At 70.8% G+C, this 17,683-nt stretch carries 11 protein-coding genes and 1 pseudogene; all 12 read left to right on the top strand.

Annotated elements, in window-relative coordinates:
* Nucleotides 1–676 (top strand): HAD-IC family P-type ATPase (locus X946_RS19670; RefSeq protein WP_152611753.1); only part of this gene is annotated, 676 nt, incomplete at its 5' end.
* 15 nt (nucleotides 677–691) lie between these two features.
* Nucleotides 692–1,273 carry a potassium-transporting ATPase subunit KdpC gene (gene kdpC / locus X946_RS19665; RefSeq protein ID WP_038750976.1) on the top strand — a complete coding sequence of 194 codons (582 nt, stop codon included), beginning with the start codon at nucleotides 692–694 and terminating at the stop codon, nucleotides 1,271–1,273.
* Between the two features lie 272 nt (nucleotides 1,274–1,545).
* Nucleotides 1,546–2,244 carry a response regulator gene (locus tag X946_RS19660; RefSeq protein WP_038750975.1) on the top strand — a complete coding sequence of 233 codons (699 nt, stop codon included), beginning with the start codon at nucleotides 1,546–1,548 and terminating at the stop codon, nucleotides 2,242–2,244.
* Nucleotides 2,245–2,330: 86 nt separating this feature from the next.
* Nucleotides 2,331–2,768 carry a hypothetical protein gene (locus X946_RS34170; RefSeq protein WP_152611752.1) on the top strand — a complete coding sequence of 146 codons (438 nt, stop codon included), beginning with the start codon at nucleotides 2,331–2,333 and terminating at the stop codon, nucleotides 2,766–2,768.
* Nucleotides 2,769–3,035: 267 nt separating this feature from the next.
* Nucleotides 3,036–5,281, top strand: a pseudogene (gene bcsB / locus X946_RS19655) (cellulose biosynthesis cyclic di-GMP-binding regulatory protein BcsB).
* Nucleotides 5,282–5,284: 3 nt separating this feature from the next.
* On the top strand, nucleotides 5,285–6,520 hold the full coding sequence (gene bcsZ, locus X946_RS19650; protein WP_081989848.1) for a cellulose synthase complex periplasmic endoglucanase BcsZ: 1,236 nt from the start codon (nucleotides 5,285–5,287) through the stop codon (nucleotides 6,518–6,520).
* A complete protein-coding gene (locus tag X946_RS19645) occupies nucleotides 6,490–10,371 on the top strand; it encodes a cellulose synthase subunit BcsC-related outer membrane protein (protein WP_081989846.1) in 3,882 nt (1,293 codons plus the stop codon). Before bcsZ ends, X946_RS19645 begins: the two co-directional genes overlap by 31 nt.
* 22 nt (nucleotides 10,372–10,393) lie before the next feature.
* Nucleotides 10,394–12,310 (top strand): cellulose biosynthesis protein BcsE, encoded by a 1,917-nt coding sequence (gene bcsE / locus X946_RS19640; RefSeq protein WP_052145126.1) that lies wholly within the window; start codon nucleotides 10,394–10,396, stop codon nucleotides 12,308–12,310.
* Nucleotides 12,307–12,519: a hypothetical protein gene (locus X946_RS19635; protein ID WP_038750974.1), complete on the top strand. Its 213-nt coding sequence runs from the start codon at nucleotides 12,307–12,309 to the stop codon at nucleotides 12,517–12,519. The genes bcsE and X946_RS19635 overlap by 4 nt, the downstream gene beginning before the upstream one ends.
* On the top strand, nucleotides 12,516–13,301 hold the full coding sequence (bcsQ, locus tag X946_RS19630) for a cellulose biosynthesis protein BcsQ (protein WP_038750973.1): 786 nt from the start codon (nucleotides 12,516–12,518) through the stop codon (nucleotides 13,299–13,301). The genes X946_RS19635 and bcsQ overlap by 4 nt, the downstream gene beginning before the upstream one ends.
* Entirely contained in the window at nucleotides 13,298–15,829 is a 2,532-nt protein-coding gene (bcsA, locus tag X946_RS19625; protein WP_052145125.1) for a UDP-forming cellulose synthase catalytic subunit, read from the top strand. Before bcsQ ends, bcsA begins: the two co-directional genes overlap by 4 nt.
* Nucleotides 15,830–15,859: 30 nt before the next feature.
* Complete coding sequence (gene bcsG, locus X946_RS19620; RefSeq protein ID WP_038750972.1) at nucleotides 15,860–17,410, top strand: cellulose biosynthesis protein BcsG; 1,551 nt, start codon at nucleotides 15,860–15,862, stop codon at nucleotides 17,408–17,410.
* Nucleotides 17,411–17,683 lie beyond the last annotated feature (273 nt).

The raw sequence follows: 17,683 nt of genomic DNA, 5'->3' as shown, positions 1-17,683 counted from the left end.
CGAGCTGCGCAAGATGGGCATCAAGACCATCATGGTGACGGGCGACAACCGGCTCACCGCCGCGGCGATCGCGGCGGAGGCGGGCGTCGACGATTTCCTGTCCGAGGCGACGCCGGAAACGAAGCTCACGACGATTCGCGAGCATCAGGCGCAAGGGCGGCTCGTCGCGATGACGGGCGACGGCACGAACGACGCGCCGGCGCTCGCGCAGGCGGACGTGGCCGTCGCGATGAACACGGGCACGCAAGCGGCGAAGGAAGCGGGCAACATGGTGGATCTCGACTCGAATCCGACGAAGCTGATCGAAGTCGTCGAGATCGGCAAGCAGATGCTGATGACGCGCGGCTCGCTCACGACGTTCTCGATCGCGAACGACGTCGCGAAGTATTTCGCGATCATTCCGGCGGCGTTCGCGACCACGTATCCGCAGTTGGGCGTGCTGGACATCATGCGTCTGACGTCGCCGTCGTCGGCGATCCTGTCCGCGGTGATCTTCAATGCGCTCATCATCGTCGCGCTGATCCCGCTCGCGTTGAAGGGCGTGAAGTATCGCCCGCTCGGCGCGTCGGCGCTGCTGCGCCGCAATCTGCTGATCTACGGGCTCGGCGGCATTCTGTTGCCGTTCCCGTTCATCAAGCTGATCGACGTGATCCTGACCGCGCTCGGTTGGGCATAACGGGGGAGCGACATCATGAAGACGCTGATTCGGCCGGTGCTCGTGCTGTTCGCCGCGCTGACGCTGATCACGGGCGGCCTCTATCCGCTCGTCGTGACCGGGATCGGGCAGGCCGTGTTTCCGTGGCAGGCGAACGGCAGCCTGCTCACGCGCGACGCAAGGGCGATCGGCTCGGCCGTCATCGGTCAGCAGTTCGATGCGCCGCAGTATTTCTGGGGGCGTCTGTCGGCGACCACGCCGAATCCGTACAACGCGCAGGGATCGAACGGCTCGAATCTCGGGCCCACGAACCCGGCGCTCGCCGAAGAAGCGAAAGGGCGGATCGACGCGCTCAAGGCCGCGGGAACGGACGTGTCGAAGCCGATTCCGGTGGATCTCGTCACGTCGTCGGGCAGCGGCCTCGATCCGGAGATCACGCCGGCCGCGGCGGCCTATCAGGCGGAGCGGGTGGCGAAAGCGCGGGGCTTGTCCGTCGATCAGGTCAGCCGCCTGATTGCCGGCGGCACGAGCGGGCGCCAGCTCGGCGTGCTGGGCGAACCGCGCGTCAACGTGTTGAAGCTGAACCTGGCGCTCGACGAAGCGAAGCCGATGCGCTGACCGGCGATCGATGGCGGGCCGTCGTGAGCGATCCGGCAGGGCGCTCCAGGCCGGGCGTCGCGCGCGGGGCCGGCGAGCGGGCCGTCGCGCGGCGACGGCGAGTGTCGGGCGCGACGGCATCCGGAGATCGGCGGCGCGAACGCGAACCGAACGCGGCGGGCTCGACGCAACGTCGTCTGCCGCGCATGAGCCTGGAGAGGTGGCAACGACATGATATTTTCGCCGGCTGCCGGCCACGCGCGGTCGACTCGAGCGATTCGACAAGGTCGAGCATGAGCGGGCCGACCGCTACCGTCATGCTGATCGACGGCGAAACCTGCATCCGTCACTTCGTGCGCGCGGCGCTCACGCACGAGGGCTTCGCCGTCTACGATGCCGGCACGGGCGCACGAGGGCTCGACGAGGTCGCGCGGCGGCATCCGGACCTCCTGATCGTCGACGTCAACTTGCCGGATGTCGACGGCATGGACCTGATCGGGGAGATTCGCCGCGCGTCGCGTGCGCCGCTGATCGTCCTGTCGTCGCGGGATCGGGAATCCGACAAGGTGGCCGCGCTGAATGCCGGAGCGGACGATTATCTGACGAAGCCGTTCGGGGTGCCGGAATTGATCGCACGCATCCACGCGCGTCTGCGGCGGCTGACCGGCAATCCTCGTCATCGCGGCGTCGTCGTGCGCTTCGGCGGCGTCACGATCGATCTCGGCGAGCGGAGCGTGATGCGCGAGGGCGGGGTCGTGCACTTGAGCCGCACGGAATATCGGCTGCTCGCGTTGCTGGCCCGGCACGCCGGACGATTGCTGACGCATGACCAGTTGCTGACGGAGATATGGGGGCCGTCTCACATGCAGGATCAGCATTACCTGCGCGTCTACGTGGGGCATTTGCGCCAGAAGCTGGAGCGCGACCCTGGGCGTCCGGAGCACATCGTGACGGAAGCGGGCGAGGGATATCGGCTGATCGGCGCGTGGTAGCGGCGTTGCGCGCGTGGCGGAGGGTTTTCTGGATCGGCATCGCAAACGGAATGCACGTTCGACACGCGACAGCGCCGCCGCATCGAATGCTCGACGCACGCGCGCTGATGAACGCGCGTCTCGGCAGCATTGCCCGAAAAATACGCAATGGAAATTTCGGATCGCTACGCTTTGCGACGACATGTCGCGATGCCGGTTTCAATTGCAAAAAACGCGGTCGATTGCGCGCGACGCTCGATTCGTTCAGCAAAAGATTGCCGGCGGCTCGTGGCCCGGCGATGCCGGCTCCAGGTCGAATTCCCCAGGCGGTCCGCCGCTTCGCTCGCGGGACGCCGCGCCTGATGACCCGCCGCGCCGCCTCGGCCGCGATGAGGTTCACGAGCGTTGGCGATTTCGGCGGCGATTCGAAGCGGCGCCCGTCGTTCGTCGCGGCATCGCGGCGAGAACGTCATGCACGCCCGTCTTGCAACCGGGAAAATCGAGACAAAAATATTGCTCACACAGTGAGACCGGATGAATTATAAAAGTTGAAGCAGATCCGTTTTGCAGCGCCGAAGAGGCGAGGGAATCGATTCCGATTTTCGAATCGGCATGACGCTTACGAGATATTCGGTGTCGATTCGGCAATCATGATGCTGATTATCTAATTCGCTCCAATTGTTGCATTTCGTTGAATTAAAAATAAATCAATGCGCAATCTGGGATTTTCTGCAGAAGACCGATGCGCCACGCGACGGCGGCTTCGCGAACGATTGCGGGCGGCGCTCGCGTCTGCCGCCGTCGCGTCGACCATGGCGGCGGCGCTTCAAATCGCCGAAGCCGCGCCGGCGCCGGCGCCCGCGTCCGCTGCGGACTTCTCCGCGTCCCGGCGTCCGGACGCCGGCGTTGCCGACGGTCGCGCCTCGCAGGCGCAATCGCAAGCGCAATCGCAAGCGCGATCGGAAGCGCACCTGCCGTTCTCGTCGCTCGGCGCATACGACGTGCTCAAGTTCCGAGGCGTCGACGCGACGCGCGTCGTCAACGCCGGCGTGCGGCTCGATCGAGTGGTCAATGCCGCACGGCTGCGCCTCGTTTATGCGTATTCGCCGGCGCTCGTGTTTGCCGTTTCGCATCTGAAAGTGACGGTCAACGGCGAAGCCGTCGCGACCGTGCCGTTCGCGCCGGAGCGCGCGGGCCGCACCGTCACGCAGGACGTTCCGATCGATTCGCGCTTGCTCAGCGATTTCAATCAGATCGGCCTGCATCTCGTTGCGCACTACACGCTCGATCATTGCGAGGACCCGAATCATTCGTCGCTGTGGGCCGACGTCAGCCCGTCGAGCGAATTGATCCTCGACGAGGAGGCGATGCGCCTGCCGAACGATCTCGCGCTGCTGCCGGTGCCGTTCTTCGATCGGCGCGACAACGATCGGCTGACGCTGCCTTTCGTACTGCCCGCGGCGCCCGACGACGCGACGCTGCGCAGCGCGGGCGTGCTCGCGTCGTGGTTCGGCGCGCTCGCGAGTTACCGTCACGCGCGCTTTCCGCTCGCGTCGGCGCCGCCTGCCGGCGCGCACGCGGTGGTCGTCGGCATTGCGTCCGCGCTGCCTGCCGGGTTGAGCCTGCCGGCGATCGACGGCCCGATGCTGATCGTCGCCGACAATCCGTCTGCCGCGGACAAGAAGCTGCTCGTCGTCACCGGGCGCACCGCGGCCGAAGTCGACGAAGCGGTTCGTGCGCTCGTGCTCGGCAAGGCGGCGCTGTCCGGGCCGTGGGCGCGGATCGCGCGGGTCGATGCCGGCCCGCCGCGCAAGCCGTACGACGCGCCGCGCTGGCTGCCCGTGACGCGGCCCGTCGCGTTCAGAGAGCTCGCCGAGCAGCCCGACGCGCTCGAAGTGCGCGGCAGCGCACCCGATCCGATCCGGCTGAACCTGCGTCTGCCGGCCGATCTGCATTCGTGGAGCGGGGCGGGCGTGCCGCTGCTGCTGCGCTATCGTTACACGGCGCCGACGGTGCCGAACAACTCGACGCTGTCGGTCGAGATCAACGAGCAACTCGTCAAGTCGTACCGTCTTCCGCTCGCGTCGGCCGACGACGCGCGCGGACGATTGCAACTGCCGCTGCTGTCCGATCCGGACGCGCGCAGGACGAGTGCCGTCGACATCCCCGCGTTCCGCGTCGGCAGCGCCAACCAGTTGCAGTTGCGCTTCAATCTCGATTCGCAGCAGACCGGCTGGTGTTCGGGCGTCGCGTCGCAGCCGCAGCGCGCGGCGATCGATCCGGATTCGACGATCGATTTCTCGCACTTCGTTCATTACGCGGAGTTGCCGAATCTCGCGTATTTCGCGAATAGCGGGTTTCCGTTCACGCGCTACGCGGACCTTTCGCAAACGGCGGTCGTGATCGCGGATGCGCCGTCGCCCCAGGAAATCGAAGCGTTCCTCGCGATGCTCGGCCACATGGGCGAATGGACGGGCTTTCCGGCGCTGCGCGTCGCGCTCGCGCGCGAGCGCGACGCGGCGGGGCTCGTCGACAAGGATCTGCTCGTCGTCGACGGCGGCTCGTCGTTTCCGCTGCTCGACCGCTGGCGCGCGGCGTTGCCGGTCGTCTTCGGCGCGCGGCCCGCCGACGGCATGGTGCCCGCCGCGTTCGCGGTGACGGAGCGCTGGCGTGTCGGCGACAGGCGGCGGGAAGGCAGCGCGGCGCGCTCGGCGCGCTGCTCGGCTTCGAGCTGCCCGGCAGCCGCGGGCGCAGCGTCGTCGCGCTGACGGCGACCGACGCGCAGCGCCTGGGCGATCTGCTCGACGTGTTCGACAAGCCCGGGCTCGTCGCGCAGGTGCAGGGCGATCTCGCGCTCGTCCGGGCGGATGCGGTGGACAGCATGCGGGTGAACGACACCTACATCGTCGGCTATGTGTCGTGGTACGAACGGCTCTGGGGCCACGCGGCGAAGCATCCGCTGCTGCTCGGCATCTCGGGCGTGCTCGCCGGCCTGCTGCTCACGCTCGCCGCGTTCGGCGTGCTGCAGCGGATCGCCGAGCGGCGCCGCAGGAGCTGACGGATGGCCCGCGAGCCGATCGACCCGACGCGGCGCACCGGCTTTGCCCGACCGATGCGGCGTGCGGCGACGGCGACGGCGGCGCTCGTCGGCGCGGCGGCGGTGGCGGGTGCCGCCGCCGTTCGCGCGCAAGCCGTCGCCGTGGGCGACGCGAGCGTTTGCGCGGCCGCGTCGGACTGGCCGCGCTGGGCGCGCTTCAAGCGCGATTTCATGTCGATCGACGGCCGCGTGATCGACGTCGGTTCGGCCGACGAGCGGACCGTGTCCGAGGGCCAGGCGTACGGCCTGTTCTTCGCACTCGTCGCGAACGACCGGCCGGCCTTCGACGCGCTCCTTCGCTGGACCGAGAACAATCTCGCGCAAGGCGACCTGAGCGCGCATTTGCCCGCCTGGCTGTGGGGCCGCGCGAGCGACGGTGCGTGGCGCGTGCTCGACGCGAACGCCGCATCCGACGCCGATCTGTGGATCGCGTACGCGCTGCTGGAGGCGGGGCGCTTATGGCGCGAGCGCAGCTACATCGCGCGCGGCGCGGCGCTCGCGAAGCGCGTGCTGGACGACGAGACGGCGACGCTACCGGAGCTCGGCGTCGCGCTTTTGCCGGGGCCGGAGGGCTTTCAGCCGGCGCGCGACCGATGGCGGCTGAACCCGAGCTACTCGCCGCCGCAGGTGATACGCGGCATCGGCGCGCATCTGCCGGACGACGCGCGCTGGCCGCGCCTCGTCTCGAGCGCGCGCCGCGTGCTGCTCGACGCCGCGCCGCGCGGCTTCGCGCCGGACTGGACGGTCTATCGCGCGGGCGCCGGCTTCGGGGCCGATCCGGCCACGCGCGGCGCGGGCGCGTACGACGCGATTCGCGTGTATCTGTGGACGGGCATGCTCGCGGCGGACGATCCGCTCGCGAAGCCGCTGCTCGCGCGTTTCGCGCCGTTCGCGAACTACGTGGCCGCGCACGGCGCGCCGCCGGAGACGGTCGATACCGAGACGGGCGTGCCGGGCTCGAGTGCGGGCAATGCGGGCTTTTCGGCGGCGGCGGTGCCGTTTCTCGACGCGCGCGGCGAGCGCGCGCTCGGCGACGCGCAGGTCGAGCGCATCGCGCGGCTCGACGGCGAGACCGCGCCGGGCTATTACACGGCCGTACTGACGCTGTTCGGGCTCGGCTGGCGCGACGGGCGTTATCGGTTCGCGGCCGACGGCATGCTGAACGTCCGATGGAGCGAGCCGTGCGCGGCGGGCCGCTGATGCGCGCGGCGGCGCTCGCGCCGCGGTTCGCGTGGCTCGCATCGTCGGTCTGGGCGACGGCGGGGATCGCCGCGACGCCGCCGGCCCTGCGCGCGCCGAGCCAGGCCGACGCGCGCGCCGACGCGAGGCGTCTGTTGGAGGCGGCGCGGATGTGGTCCAACAAGCACCGCGACGACCTCGCGCGCGACGCGATCCGCAAGGCGCTGCTGATCGCGCCCGGCGATCCGGCGCTGCTCGCGGAGCAGGCTCGCATTCTGCTTCGCCTCGGCGACGCCGCGGGCGCGCAGGCGGCGCTCGCGCGCCTGCGGTCGGTCGCGCCCGGCGCGGCGGCGACGCGTCAGATCGAGGACGAGTATCGCGTCGCGACGAGCGGCCGCGAGGAAATGGCGCAGGTCCGCCTGCTCGCGCGCAGCGGGCGCGGCGACGAAGCGGCGCGAAGGATCGTCGCGCTGTTTCCGCACGGCGCGCCGTCGGGCGCGCTCGGCGCGGAGTATTACCAGATCGTCGCGCGCGCGCCGGACGGCCGCGCGCAGGCGATCGACGCGCTGCGCCGCAGCGTGGCGGCCGATCCGGACGACGTCGCCGCGACGCTTGCGCTCGTGCGGCTGCTGAACGAGCGCGCCGATACGCGCGCGGAGGCGAACCGCATCGCGTCGGCGCTCGCGCGGCGGCCGGACGTCGACCGCGCGGACGTGCTCGCGCTCTGGCGCAGAGTGCTGCAGTCGGCGGGCCGCGATCCCGCCTATCTCGATGCGATGCGCGCCTACCTCGCGCTCGCGCCGGACGATGCCGAGTTCGGCGACGCGGCCGCCGCGATCGAGCGCGAGCGCGACGCGCAGCGCCGCCTCGAGCGCGATCCGGACTACGTCGCGCAGCGGCGCGGCTTGCAGGCGCTCGCGCGCGGCGACGACGACGCGGCGCGGCCGCTGCTCGAGCAGGCGGCGCGCGCGCGGCCGCGCGATCCGGAGGCGATCGGCGGGCTCGGTTTGCTGCGGCTTCGCGAAGGCCGGCACGACGAAGCGCGCGTGCTGTTCGAGCGCGCGGCCGCGCTTGCGCCCGACAATCGCGCGAAATGGGAGAGCCTCGCCGGCACCGCGCGTTTCTGGGGCCTGCTCGCGCAAGGCCGGGCCGCTGCGGCGCAGGGCCGAACGGAAGACGCCGAGCGCGCGGCGCGCGCGGCGCTCGCGATGAAGCCCGGCCAGGCCGACGCCGAACTGATGCTTGCCGACGCGCTGCTCGCCCGGCGCGACTGGCGCGACGCGGAGCCGCTGCTGCGCGAGTTGCTGGCGGCGCGCGCGCCGAGCGTGTCGGCGGTGCGCAGCGAGACGACGCTGCTCGAGCAAACCGGCCGCGCCGATCAGGCCGAATCGCTGCTCGACGCGCTGCAACGCCGTTTTTCCGCAGCGGGCGACCGGCACGCGCTCGCGCGCTTGCGCGCCGACATGATCACGCAGCAGGCGGGCGCGCTCGCGGCGGCGGGCAAGCGCGGCGCGGCGGCCGAGCGCTACGAGGCGGCGCTGCGCGCCGCGCCCGACGCGCCGTGGACACGTTTCGCGCTCGCGCGCTTGTATCGCGACATGGGCCTGCCTCAGCTCGGCCGGACGGTGATGCGCGACGGGCTCGGGATTTCCGATGCATCCGACATGCATTACGCGAGCGCGCTCTATCTCGCGTCGATCGACGACACGGCGGGCGCGCAGGCGGCGCTCGCGCCGGTGCCGCGCGGCGAGCGCACCGACGGAATGAACGTGCTCGCGCGCAAGCTCGACGCAAGAGAGGCGATCGACGCCGCGCGTGCGGCCTACGCGCGCGGCGAGACGCGCGCGGCCGCCGCGGCGCTCGATCGCGCGGCGGCGCTCGCGTCGGACGATCCGGACATGACGGCCGCCGCCGGCGCGCAATGGATCGCCGAAGGCGACGGCGATCGCGGCGTCGCGCTGCTGCGCGACTGGATCGCCGCGCATCCGCAGCGCGCGGACGTCGACGTGCGGTTGCGCTACGGCGATCTGCTCGGCAGCGCGGGGCGCGACGACGAGCTCGCCGCCGCGCTCGCCGCGCTGCGCGACGAGCCGAATCTGACCGTCGAGCAGAAGGCGCGCGTCGACGACCAGGCGCTGCGGCTCGTGCTGCGCAAGACGGACGACGCGCTCGCGCGCGGCGACTATGCGCGGGCGCGTCGGCTGCTCGACGCCGCGAGCCCGGAAGAGAAGGCCGACAGGCGCTATGCGCTCGAGCTGGCCGACCTCGAGCGCGAGCAGGGCCATGACGCGGCCGCGCGGGACGCGCTCGCGCCGATTCTCGCGCGCGCGCCCGACGATGCCGACGCGCGCCTGTCGCTCGCCCGCATCCTCGAGCGGGCCGGCGATCGCGACGGCGCGCTCGCGATCGTGCGCGACGTGCTCGCGCGCGCGCCGGAGGACGACGTCGACGTCCGCCTGTCCGCCGCCCGCCGGTTCACCGCGCTGCGGCGGCCGGACGAAGCGCGGCGGGTGACCGATGCGCTTCGCATCGCCTATCCGGCGCGCGCCGACGTTACCGTCGAAGCGGGCCGCGTCGCGCAGGACGAGGGCCGTTACGGCGAAGCCGAGTCGCTCTATCGCTTGTCGCTCTCGCAGGAGCGCGCGGAAGGCGTCGCGCCGGGCCGCGACGGCGCGACGCCCGCGCAAGACGCATGGGGCGATCTGCGGCAGCGGCGCAATCCGGAAATCGAGGCGGGGTGGCTTCCCGCATACAAATCGGGCGACGCGGGCGTCTCCGAATATCACGCGCAGCAGGGAACCGTCTATCTGCAGATGCCGTATCGCTACGACGGCCACTTCTTCGTTCATCTCGACGCGGTGCATCTCGACGCGGGCACGCTCGACACGCGCGACCCGAGCGCGTACGCGCTCGCCACGTTCGCGACGTATTCCGCGTTCGCGTCGCAGAACGTGAATCCGCCCGGCTCGCTGCATCAGTCGGCGACGGGCGTCGGATTCGGTGTCGGCTATCAGTCGGAGGCGTGGCGCGTCGACGTCGGCACGACGCCGCTCGGCTTTCCCGTGCACTACGTCGTCGGCGGCGTGAGATATCGATTCGGCGCCGGGCCCGCGCGCTTCTCGATCGGCGCGTCGCGGCGGCCCGACGACACGGGCAGCGAGCTGTCGTATGCGGGCTTGCGCGATCCGTGGACAGGCGCGGCGTGGGGGGGCGTGCGGCGCGACGGCGTCGACGTGCACGCGAGCGTCGACGTCGGCGCGGCGAACGTTTTCGCGGATGTCGGCGCGGGCGTGCTGACCGGGCGCAACGTCGCCGACAACGCGGAGATCACGTTGCGCACGGGCTTCACCGTGCCCGTCTACCGGCGCGCGGGCATGCGCGTCGACGCGGGCCTCGTCGGCAATGCTTGGCACTACGCGAACAACCTGCGTTTCTATACCTACGGGCAGGGCGGCTACTACAGTCCGCAGCGTTACCTGTCGCTCGGCGTGCCGATCGAGTGGCTCGGCCGGCGCGGCGCGCTCACGTGGGATCTGACCGTCACGGCCGGCGTGACGAACAGCTACGAGAGAAACGCGCCGTATTTCCCGAACGGGCTGCCGAACGTCCCCGGCCTGAAGCCGCCGCAGGCGCTCGGCGGCCTCGTGTTCGGCGGCGGATCGACGCGGGGCGTCGGGTTCTTCTACGGCGTCGACGGCATCGTCCAGTACCGCGTGAATCCGCATCTCGTGATCGGCGCGCGCATCAGCATCGATCATTCGCATGACTATGCGCCGAGCTCGGGGCTGCTGTACCTGCGCTATGCGTTCGACGCGCGCAAGAACGAGAGCCGTCTGTCCCCCGAGCCGGTTCGGCTCTATTCGAGTTACTAGACGTCGGAAGGAGCATTCGCGCGTGAACACCGAATCCGATTCCGCCCGCTACTCGACCCTCGGCGCCCGGCTGCTCGCCGGCGTGCGCGCGTTCGGCCGGACGCGCACGCCGCCGGCCGGCGCGGACTGGGGCCGCCTCGCGATCGACGCGCTGCCCGGCGAATGGACGAAGCTCGAGCCGGGCGGACTATACGCGGTGTACGCGGCGGCGCGCACGCCCGGTTGCGACGCGCTCGTCTGGGAAAGCGCGCGGCAAGCGGGCGCGCGCGACGTCACGGTCGTGCTTGCGTGCGACGCGCGGTCGGCGTCGGCTCGCTTGCGTGAGCGCGGCTTCGCGAACGCGGCGCGCGGCTGGCCGCGCCGCCTGAACGTGCTCGCGATGCCGGTGCGTTCGGGCGGCGAAGCGGGCAAAACGGGTGAAACGGGCAAAACGGGCGAGGCGGGCGAGGCGGTCAAATCGCCGTTCGCCGCGCTCGCCGGCGGCCTCGCCGCGCTGAAACGATTCGGCTTTCGTGCGAATGCGCTGTATTTCGTCGAGGGCGCCGAGCGCTGGTTCGACTGGAGCGATCCTGCGGCGCTCGCGGAAGAAGGGCGCGCGCTCGCCGCCTGGTGCCTCGCGCGCCGGATCGCCGTCGTGCTGCTGCTCGGCGACGCATCGCCCGACGGCGCGAGCGGACAGGCGCGCGACGCCGCGCCGGACGATCGCCCGATCGTGCGCGATGCCCGCCGCGCGCAGCTCGGCGGCTTCCATCGCGCGTGCGCGGGCGTCGCGCAACTGCAGCGCTCGCACGGGGAATTGCTGTGGGTCGTCGATTTCTGGCGCACGCGCGGCGCGCTCGCGACGGGCGAAGCGCGCGCGCTGCGCTTCACGCCGGCGGGCCGGCTGACGGCGGCGGACGACAGCGCCGCCGACGCGCGCGAAGCGCAGCGCCTCGCCGCGGACGAGGCGCGCGTCGTCGTTTCGCGCGCGGTGGTCGGGAACGAGACGTGGACGCCCGACGAATGGGAAGTCGTCTCCGACAACGACGCGGTGCTCGCGGCCTGCACGGCGGCTCACGCGGCGACCGCCGTGCTCGCGTACGCCGGGCATGCGCAGCTCGAGGCGCTGTGCGCGATCGTTCACGCGCTGCGCCGCGGCTGCGGCGGCGCGCTGAAGATCGTCGTGGTCGAGCGCGGGGAAGTGCTGCGCCATCACTTCGAGCTGCTGATGCTGAGCCTCGGCGCGAACCAGGTGATCGCGCGCGACTTGCCGCATGCGCGCGTGCTGGCCGTGCTGCGCTCGCTGCAAGGCCAGCTCTATGCGCGCCCGGTGCCGTCGGACTATCGCGCCGCGCTCGCGGCGTTGCTCGGCGAAGGGGCGCTCGGCTATCTGCCGGTGGGCGCGTTCTGCCTGCACGTGCGCGCGGTGCTCGAGCGCAGCGCCGCGCTCGTGTTGCCGCATGCGCTCGTCAAGCTGACGCTGCTGCCGGGCGTCGCGCACGCCGATGCGCTGCGCGCGTGCGTGCCGCGCCGCGCCGGCGACGTGCTGACGGCCGACGCGCAGCACGTCTACCTGTTTCTGTTCGCATGCGAGCTGCCCGACGTGCGGCGCGTGCTCGACCGCCTTTTCCAGGTGCCGGTCGAGCGCGTGTCCGATCGCATCGTGCTTCTCGCCAACGAGAGCATCAAGCTCGAACTGGATCGCCTGCTGGTGGCGAACCGGCGCGCGCCGATCGCCGACTACAGCGACCTGTTCCCGCGGGCGCACGCGGCGCGTCCGGCGGACGAGCCCATCGCGGAAAAGCCGTCGGCCGACACGGCCGGCCGGCGATCCGACGCAATCGAGGCGTGCGCGTCCGCGCCGGCCGCCGTTTCGCCGCAGCCGGAAGCCGCCGTCCGCCATCTCGGCGATGCGACGCGCTTCGCGATGCCGCTGCGCGATCCGAAGGGGCGGCCATGACTTGGATGCTGATCGGTTTCGTGCTCGGCGTGGCGATCGCGATTCCCGCGTGGATCGCGTCGCGGCGGCTCGGCATCGGGCGCGGCCTGCAGGCGCCCGCGCGGTTTCGCCGGCATGCGGCCTCGACGTTCGACGTCGCGCCCGTCGTGCTGCGCGGCCGCTATGTGCCGGGCGCCGGCGAGGCGGCCGAACGTGAGGACGCGCGATGAAGACGATCGCCGTGATTTCGACGGCGGGCGGCGCGGGCCGTACGACGCTGACGGCCGCGCTCGCCGTGCTGCTCGCGCGCCGCGGCCGCCCGGTCGTCGCGCTCGATTTCGATCCGCAGAATCTGCTCGGCGTGCCGCTCGGGCTCGACGCATTCGCGTCGGCGGGCATCGCGCACGCGCTGTCGGGCGCGGCCGCCGCATGGCACGCGCACACCTGGCGCAGCGCGGACGGCGTGCTGTTCGTGCCGTATGGCGACGTCGATCCCGCGCAGGCGCTCGCGTGCGACCTGCGGCTCTCGGCCGAACCGGAGTGGCTTGCGCGTTCGCTCGTCGACGTCGATTTGCCCGGCACCGGCGTGACCTTGATCGACGCCGCGCGCTATCCGTCGCAGCAGGCGGCGCACGCGCTGCGCTGCGCGGATCTCGCGCTGTGCGTCGTGCCGCCGGAGCCCGCCGGTTGTGCGACGGCCGCAGCACGGCTGCCCGAACTGCGCGCCGAGACCGGCACTGCGCTGCACATCGTCGTCAATCGCCTGAATCCCGCGCGCGACATGCAGCGCGATGCGCTCGCGATGCTGCGCGCGGCGGCGGGGCCGGGCGTCGTGCTCGAGCAGCGCGTGCATTTCGATGCGGCGCTGCCCGAGTCGCTCGCGCGCGGCACGTGGTTCTTCGACGATGCGCCGCATTCGCAGGCGTCGCACGATATGCACGGCGTCGCGGGTTGGGTCGACGCGTGGCTCGATGCGCCGGCCGGGGGCGAGACGTCGGGAGCGCGGCAATGACATCGCGCGTCGCGCTCGGCCGCCGGATCGGCGACGCGGCCGCCCGCATGCGCGACTGGATCGCTCGCGGCCTTGGCGTGCCCGCCGAACGCTCGTCGTTCGATTGGCTCGTGCGCGCGTTCTTCCATCCGCCGGCGCCCGGCCGGCGCGACGCCGCGCGCGACTGGCTCCGGGCGGCGATACTCGCCGTGGCGACGCAGTGGGGGGTGATGCAGCCGCACAGTTCGCGCGAGTGGCTTTGGCGCGTGGTCGTGCGTGCGCCGCGCCCCGCCTCGGCGGTTCGTCGTCGCGCCATTGAGCGGCATTCGGCTCGGTTCGCGCCGGCGCGCCGAGTCGCGCGGCGCGCGAAGCGCCGCGTCGCCGTCATGCTGGGCGCGCTGCCATGGGAGCGATGGAGCGCGCGGATGGAGCGCGGCGCGACGCGCGTTGCGCGTTCGCGCGTGACACTGTCGATCGTCGCCGCGGCGGGCGCCGCGCTGTGGCTCTGGGCCGCGACGTCGCCGCTGCTGCCGGGCGCGCAGTTCGCGTTCTTCGCGGCCGTGCTCGGCCTCGCGCTCGTGATCCGCCGCATGCCCGGCCATGTGCCGACGCTCGTGCTCGCGATGCTCGCGCTGCTTTCGATGATGCGCTACGTCTGGTGGCGCAGCACCGAAACGCTCGACTTCCGCACGCCGGTCGAGGCGCTGGTCGGCTATCTGCTGTACGCGGCCGAGGCGTACACGTGGCTCATCCTCGTGCTCGGCTTCGTGCAGACGATATGGCCGCTCGACCGGTCGGTCGAGCCGCTGCCGGACGATCCGGCCGGCTGGCCGAGCGTCGACGTCTACATTCCGACGTACGACGAGCCGCTCGCCGTCGTGAAGCCGACGATATTCGCCGCGCAGAGCCTCGACTGGCCCGCCGGCAAGCTCAACGTCTATCTGCTCGACGACGGCCGTCGTCCGGAGTTCGAAGCATTCGCGCGCGACGCGGGCGTCGGCTATCTGACGCGCGACGACAACCGCCACGCGAAGGCGGGCAACATCAACAGCGCGCTTGCGCGAACGCACGGCGAATACGTCGCGATCTTCGATTGCGACCACGTGCCGACGCGCTCGTTCCTGCAGACGACGATGGGCGCGTTCCTGCGCGATCCGAACTGCGCGCTCGTGCAGACGCCGCACCATTTCTTCTCGCCGGACCCGTTCGAGCGCAACCTCGGCACGTTCCGCCGCGTGCCGAACGAAGGCAGCCTGTTCTACGGCCTCGTGCAGGCGGGCAACGACCTGTGGAACGCGGCGTTCTTCTGCGGCTCGTGCGCGGTGCTCAAGCGCGGGCCGCTCGAAGAGGTGGGCGGCGTCGCGATCGAGACCGTCACCGAGGACGCGCACACCGCGCTGAAGCTGCATCGCCGCGGCTATACGAGCGCGTACCTGCCGACCGTGCAGGCGGCGGGCCTCGCGACCGAAAGCCTCGCGGGCCACATCAAGCAGCGCATACGCTGGGCGCGCGGGATGGCGCAGATCTTTCGCATCGACAACCCGTTCGTCGGGCGCGGCCTCGGCCTGTTCCAGCGCATCTGCTACGGCAACGCGATGCTGCATTTCTTCTACGGCATCCCGCGGCTCGTGTTCCTCACGGTGCCGATCGCATACCTGTTCTTCCATCTGTATTTCATCAACGCGTCGGCGCTCGCGCTCGCGAGCTACGTGCTGCCGTATCTCGTGCTCGCCCAGCTCTCGAATTCGCGGATGCGGGGGCGTTTTCGCCATTCGTTCTGGGCGGAAGTGTACGAATCGGTGCTTGCGTGGTACATCGCGCTGCCGACGACGATCGCGTTCCTGAGCCCGAGGCACGGCAGGTTCAACGTGACCGCGAAGGGCGGGCGGATCGACGAAGCCTACGTCGACTGGGCGACGTCGAAGCCGTATCTCGCGCTGCTCGCGCTGAACGCGGGCGCGATTTGCGCGGGAGTCGTGCGGCTCGTCGTCGCCCAGGGCGACGAAGCGTCGACAGTCCTGCTGACGATGAGCTGGACGCTCTACAACCTGATGATGCTCGGCGCGGCGATCGGCGTCGCGTACGAGGCGAAGCAGGTGCGCGTCACGCACCGGATCGCGATGCGGGTGCCGGCGACGCTGCTCTTCGCCGACGGCACGACCATCGCGACCGTCACGCACGATTATTCGAGCGGCGGCCTCGGCCTCGAGGCGCCGGCCGGCCTGATGCTCGAACCCGGCACGCCGCTTCGGATCTGCATCACGCGAGGCGATCAGCCGTTTCACTTTCCCGTGCGCGTCGCGCGCTCGCGCGACGGCTATCTCGGCGTTCAGTTCGAGCAATTGACGCTCGAGCGCGAACGGCAACTCGTCGAATGCACGTTCGGGCGCGCGGATGCGTGGCTCGACTGGCGCGACGACGAACCGTCCGACGCGCCGCTGAGCGGCCTCGTTCAGGTGGCGACGGCGGGCATCGCGGGCTACGCACGGCTCGCGAGACGCACGCTGCGGATGGTGCGCTCGCCGCGAGAGGCGGAGCGTGCGCGCTGACGACGAGACGAATCACACGGAGCCGCGGCTATGACGATCTGGAATCTGTATTTCATCCTGAAGATCGTGCTGTTTGCGACCGGGCACTTGAAGCCGCTCTGGCTCGCGAACGTCGGCCTGGCGCTTGCGCTCGCGTTGACCGCGCCGATTCGTCGGCGCGGATTGCAGGCGCTGCGTCACGTGATCGCGCTCGCGCTCGCCGTGCCGCTGATCTACCGCGAGGCCGGCTTGCCGCCAGCCGCCCGCATCGTCGAAGCGTTCGGCGGCCTCGAGTCGTTCAGTCTCGCTTACTGGATGGAACTCGCGTCGCGATACGTGCCGCCCGCACTGCTGTTGGCGACGATCGCCGCGATCGTCGTCTATGGGATCGTGAACCGCTGGGTGCGCGTCGCGACGTTCGTGCTGGCGGCGCTGATCGTGATACCGATGTGGCAGGCGGGCGAGGCGATCGTCGCCGGCGCGCGGGCGGGCGCCGGCTCGTCTGCCGCCGACGCTCGCGACGCCGCGCGTGCGCTCGATCACAACGCGGCGCTTGCCGCGTTTCGCACGCGCGAGTCGCAGCGCGTCGTGACGTTCGGACATCCGCGCATCGATCCGGCCACGCAGTTCGACGTGATCGTGCTGCACGTGTGCTCGCTGTCGTGGGACGATCTCGACGTCGCGAAGCTGCGCAATCATCCGCTGCTCGGACGCTTCGACTATCTGTTCACGAACTTCAGCACGGCGGCGAGCTACAGCGGGCCGGCCGCGATTCGCGTGCTGCGCGCAACGTGCGGACAGGAGGCGCATGCGGACTTGTACAAGCCGGCGTCCTCGTCGTGCTATCTGTTCGCGCAACTGGCCGAAGCCGGCTTCGCGCCGCAGACGCTGCTCAATCACGACGGCCATTTCGACAACTTCCTGCAGGTCGTTCGCGACAACATCGGCGCGCCGAACGCGCCGGTGTTGTCGAACGCGGACGCGCCCGTCGCGATGCACGCGTTCGACGGCTCGCCGGTCAAGGACGACTACGCGACGCTCGCGAGCTGGTACGCGAAGCGCGGCACGACCGCGGGCCCCGTCGCGCTGTACTACAACACGATCAGCCTGCACGACGGCAACCAACTGCCGGGCAGCCACTTGACGAGCCTCGATTCGTACCCGCTGCGCGCGCGCAAGCTAATGGACGACTTCGATCGCTTCGCGGACCTGATCGCGTCGTCGGGCAGGCGAGCCGCGATCGTGGTCGTGCCCGAGCACGGCGCGGCGTTGCGCGGCGATCGCAACCAGGTCGCGGGGTTGCGCGAAATACCGACGCCGCGCATCATCCACGATCCCGTTGGCGTGCGGCTCGTGGGTTTTCCGGGCAATCACGGCGCGACGACGGTGATCGACGAGCCGACGAGCTTTCTCGCGCTCGCGCAATTGCTGTCGAACGTCGTGAGCGGCGCGCCGTTCAGGCCGGGCGCGACGCTGTCGCGCTACGCGGCGGATCTTCCGCAGACCGAGATGGTCGGCGAGAACGAGGGCACGGTGACGGTGAAGACCGCGGACGGCTACGTGGTGCGAACGCCCGACGGCGTATGGGTGGGGGAGCGATGAGCACGCGAAACGGAAAGCCCGACAACGACCTGACGGGGCTTACGCAGTACGTTGCGGGATTCGACGCGGGGCACTACGTCGACGAGCAGGCTCAACGGATTTATGAGGATGCGCTCGTCAAATGGCCGCTCTTGGCTCGGCTGATGGGGCTCGAGGCCGCGTCACGCGCTGATCGGCGGGCGGTAGGGTAGATGCGTTCGCGCGGCTTTGCCGAGCGGAATTGAAGGTCACGCGGGAGGCTCTCGGGCACCGTCGTTGCAGGTTCCGATCCCG

The organism is Burkholderia sp. ABCPW 111 (assembly GCF_000773065.1).
Classification (GTDB): Bacteria; Pseudomonadota; Gammaproteobacteria; order Burkholderiales; family Burkholderiaceae; genus Burkholderia; species Burkholderia savannae.
This window is presented reverse-complemented; position numbering and strand designations above follow the sequence as displayed.

Coding starts and splice junctions, on each gene's coding strand:
- bcsA (WP_052145125.1), top strand. CDS start 13,298: ATGACATCGCGCGTCGCGCTCGGCCGCCGGATCGGCGACGCGGCCGCC.
- X946_RS19645 (WP_081989846.1), top strand. CDS start 6,490: ATGGAGCGAGCCGTGCGCGGCGGGCCGCTGATGCGCGCGGCGGCGCTC.
- X946_RS34170 (WP_152611752.1), top strand. CDS start 2,331: ATGCTCGACGCACGCGCGCTGATGAACGCGCGTCTCGGCAGCATTGCC.
- bcsG (WP_038750972.1), top strand. CDS start 15,860: ATGACGATCTGGAATCTGTATTTCATCCTGAAGATCGTGCTGTTTGCG.
- kdpC (WP_038750976.1), top strand. CDS start 692: ATGAAGACGCTGATTCGGCCGGTGCTCGTGCTGTTCGCCGCGCTGACG.
- bcsZ (WP_081989848.1), top strand. CDS start 5,285: ATGGCCCGCGAGCCGATCGACCCGACGCGGCGCACCGGCTTTGCCCGA.
- bcsQ (WP_038750973.1), top strand. CDS start 12,516: ATGAAGACGATCGCCGTGATTTCGACGGCGGGCGGCGCGGGCCGTACG.
- X946_RS19660 (WP_038750975.1), top strand. CDS start 1,546: ATGAGCGGGCCGACCGCTACCGTCATGCTGATCGACGGCGAAACCTGC.
- X946_RS19635 (WP_038750974.1), top strand. CDS start 12,307: ATGACTTGGATGCTGATCGGTTTCGTGCTCGGCGTGGCGATCGCGATT.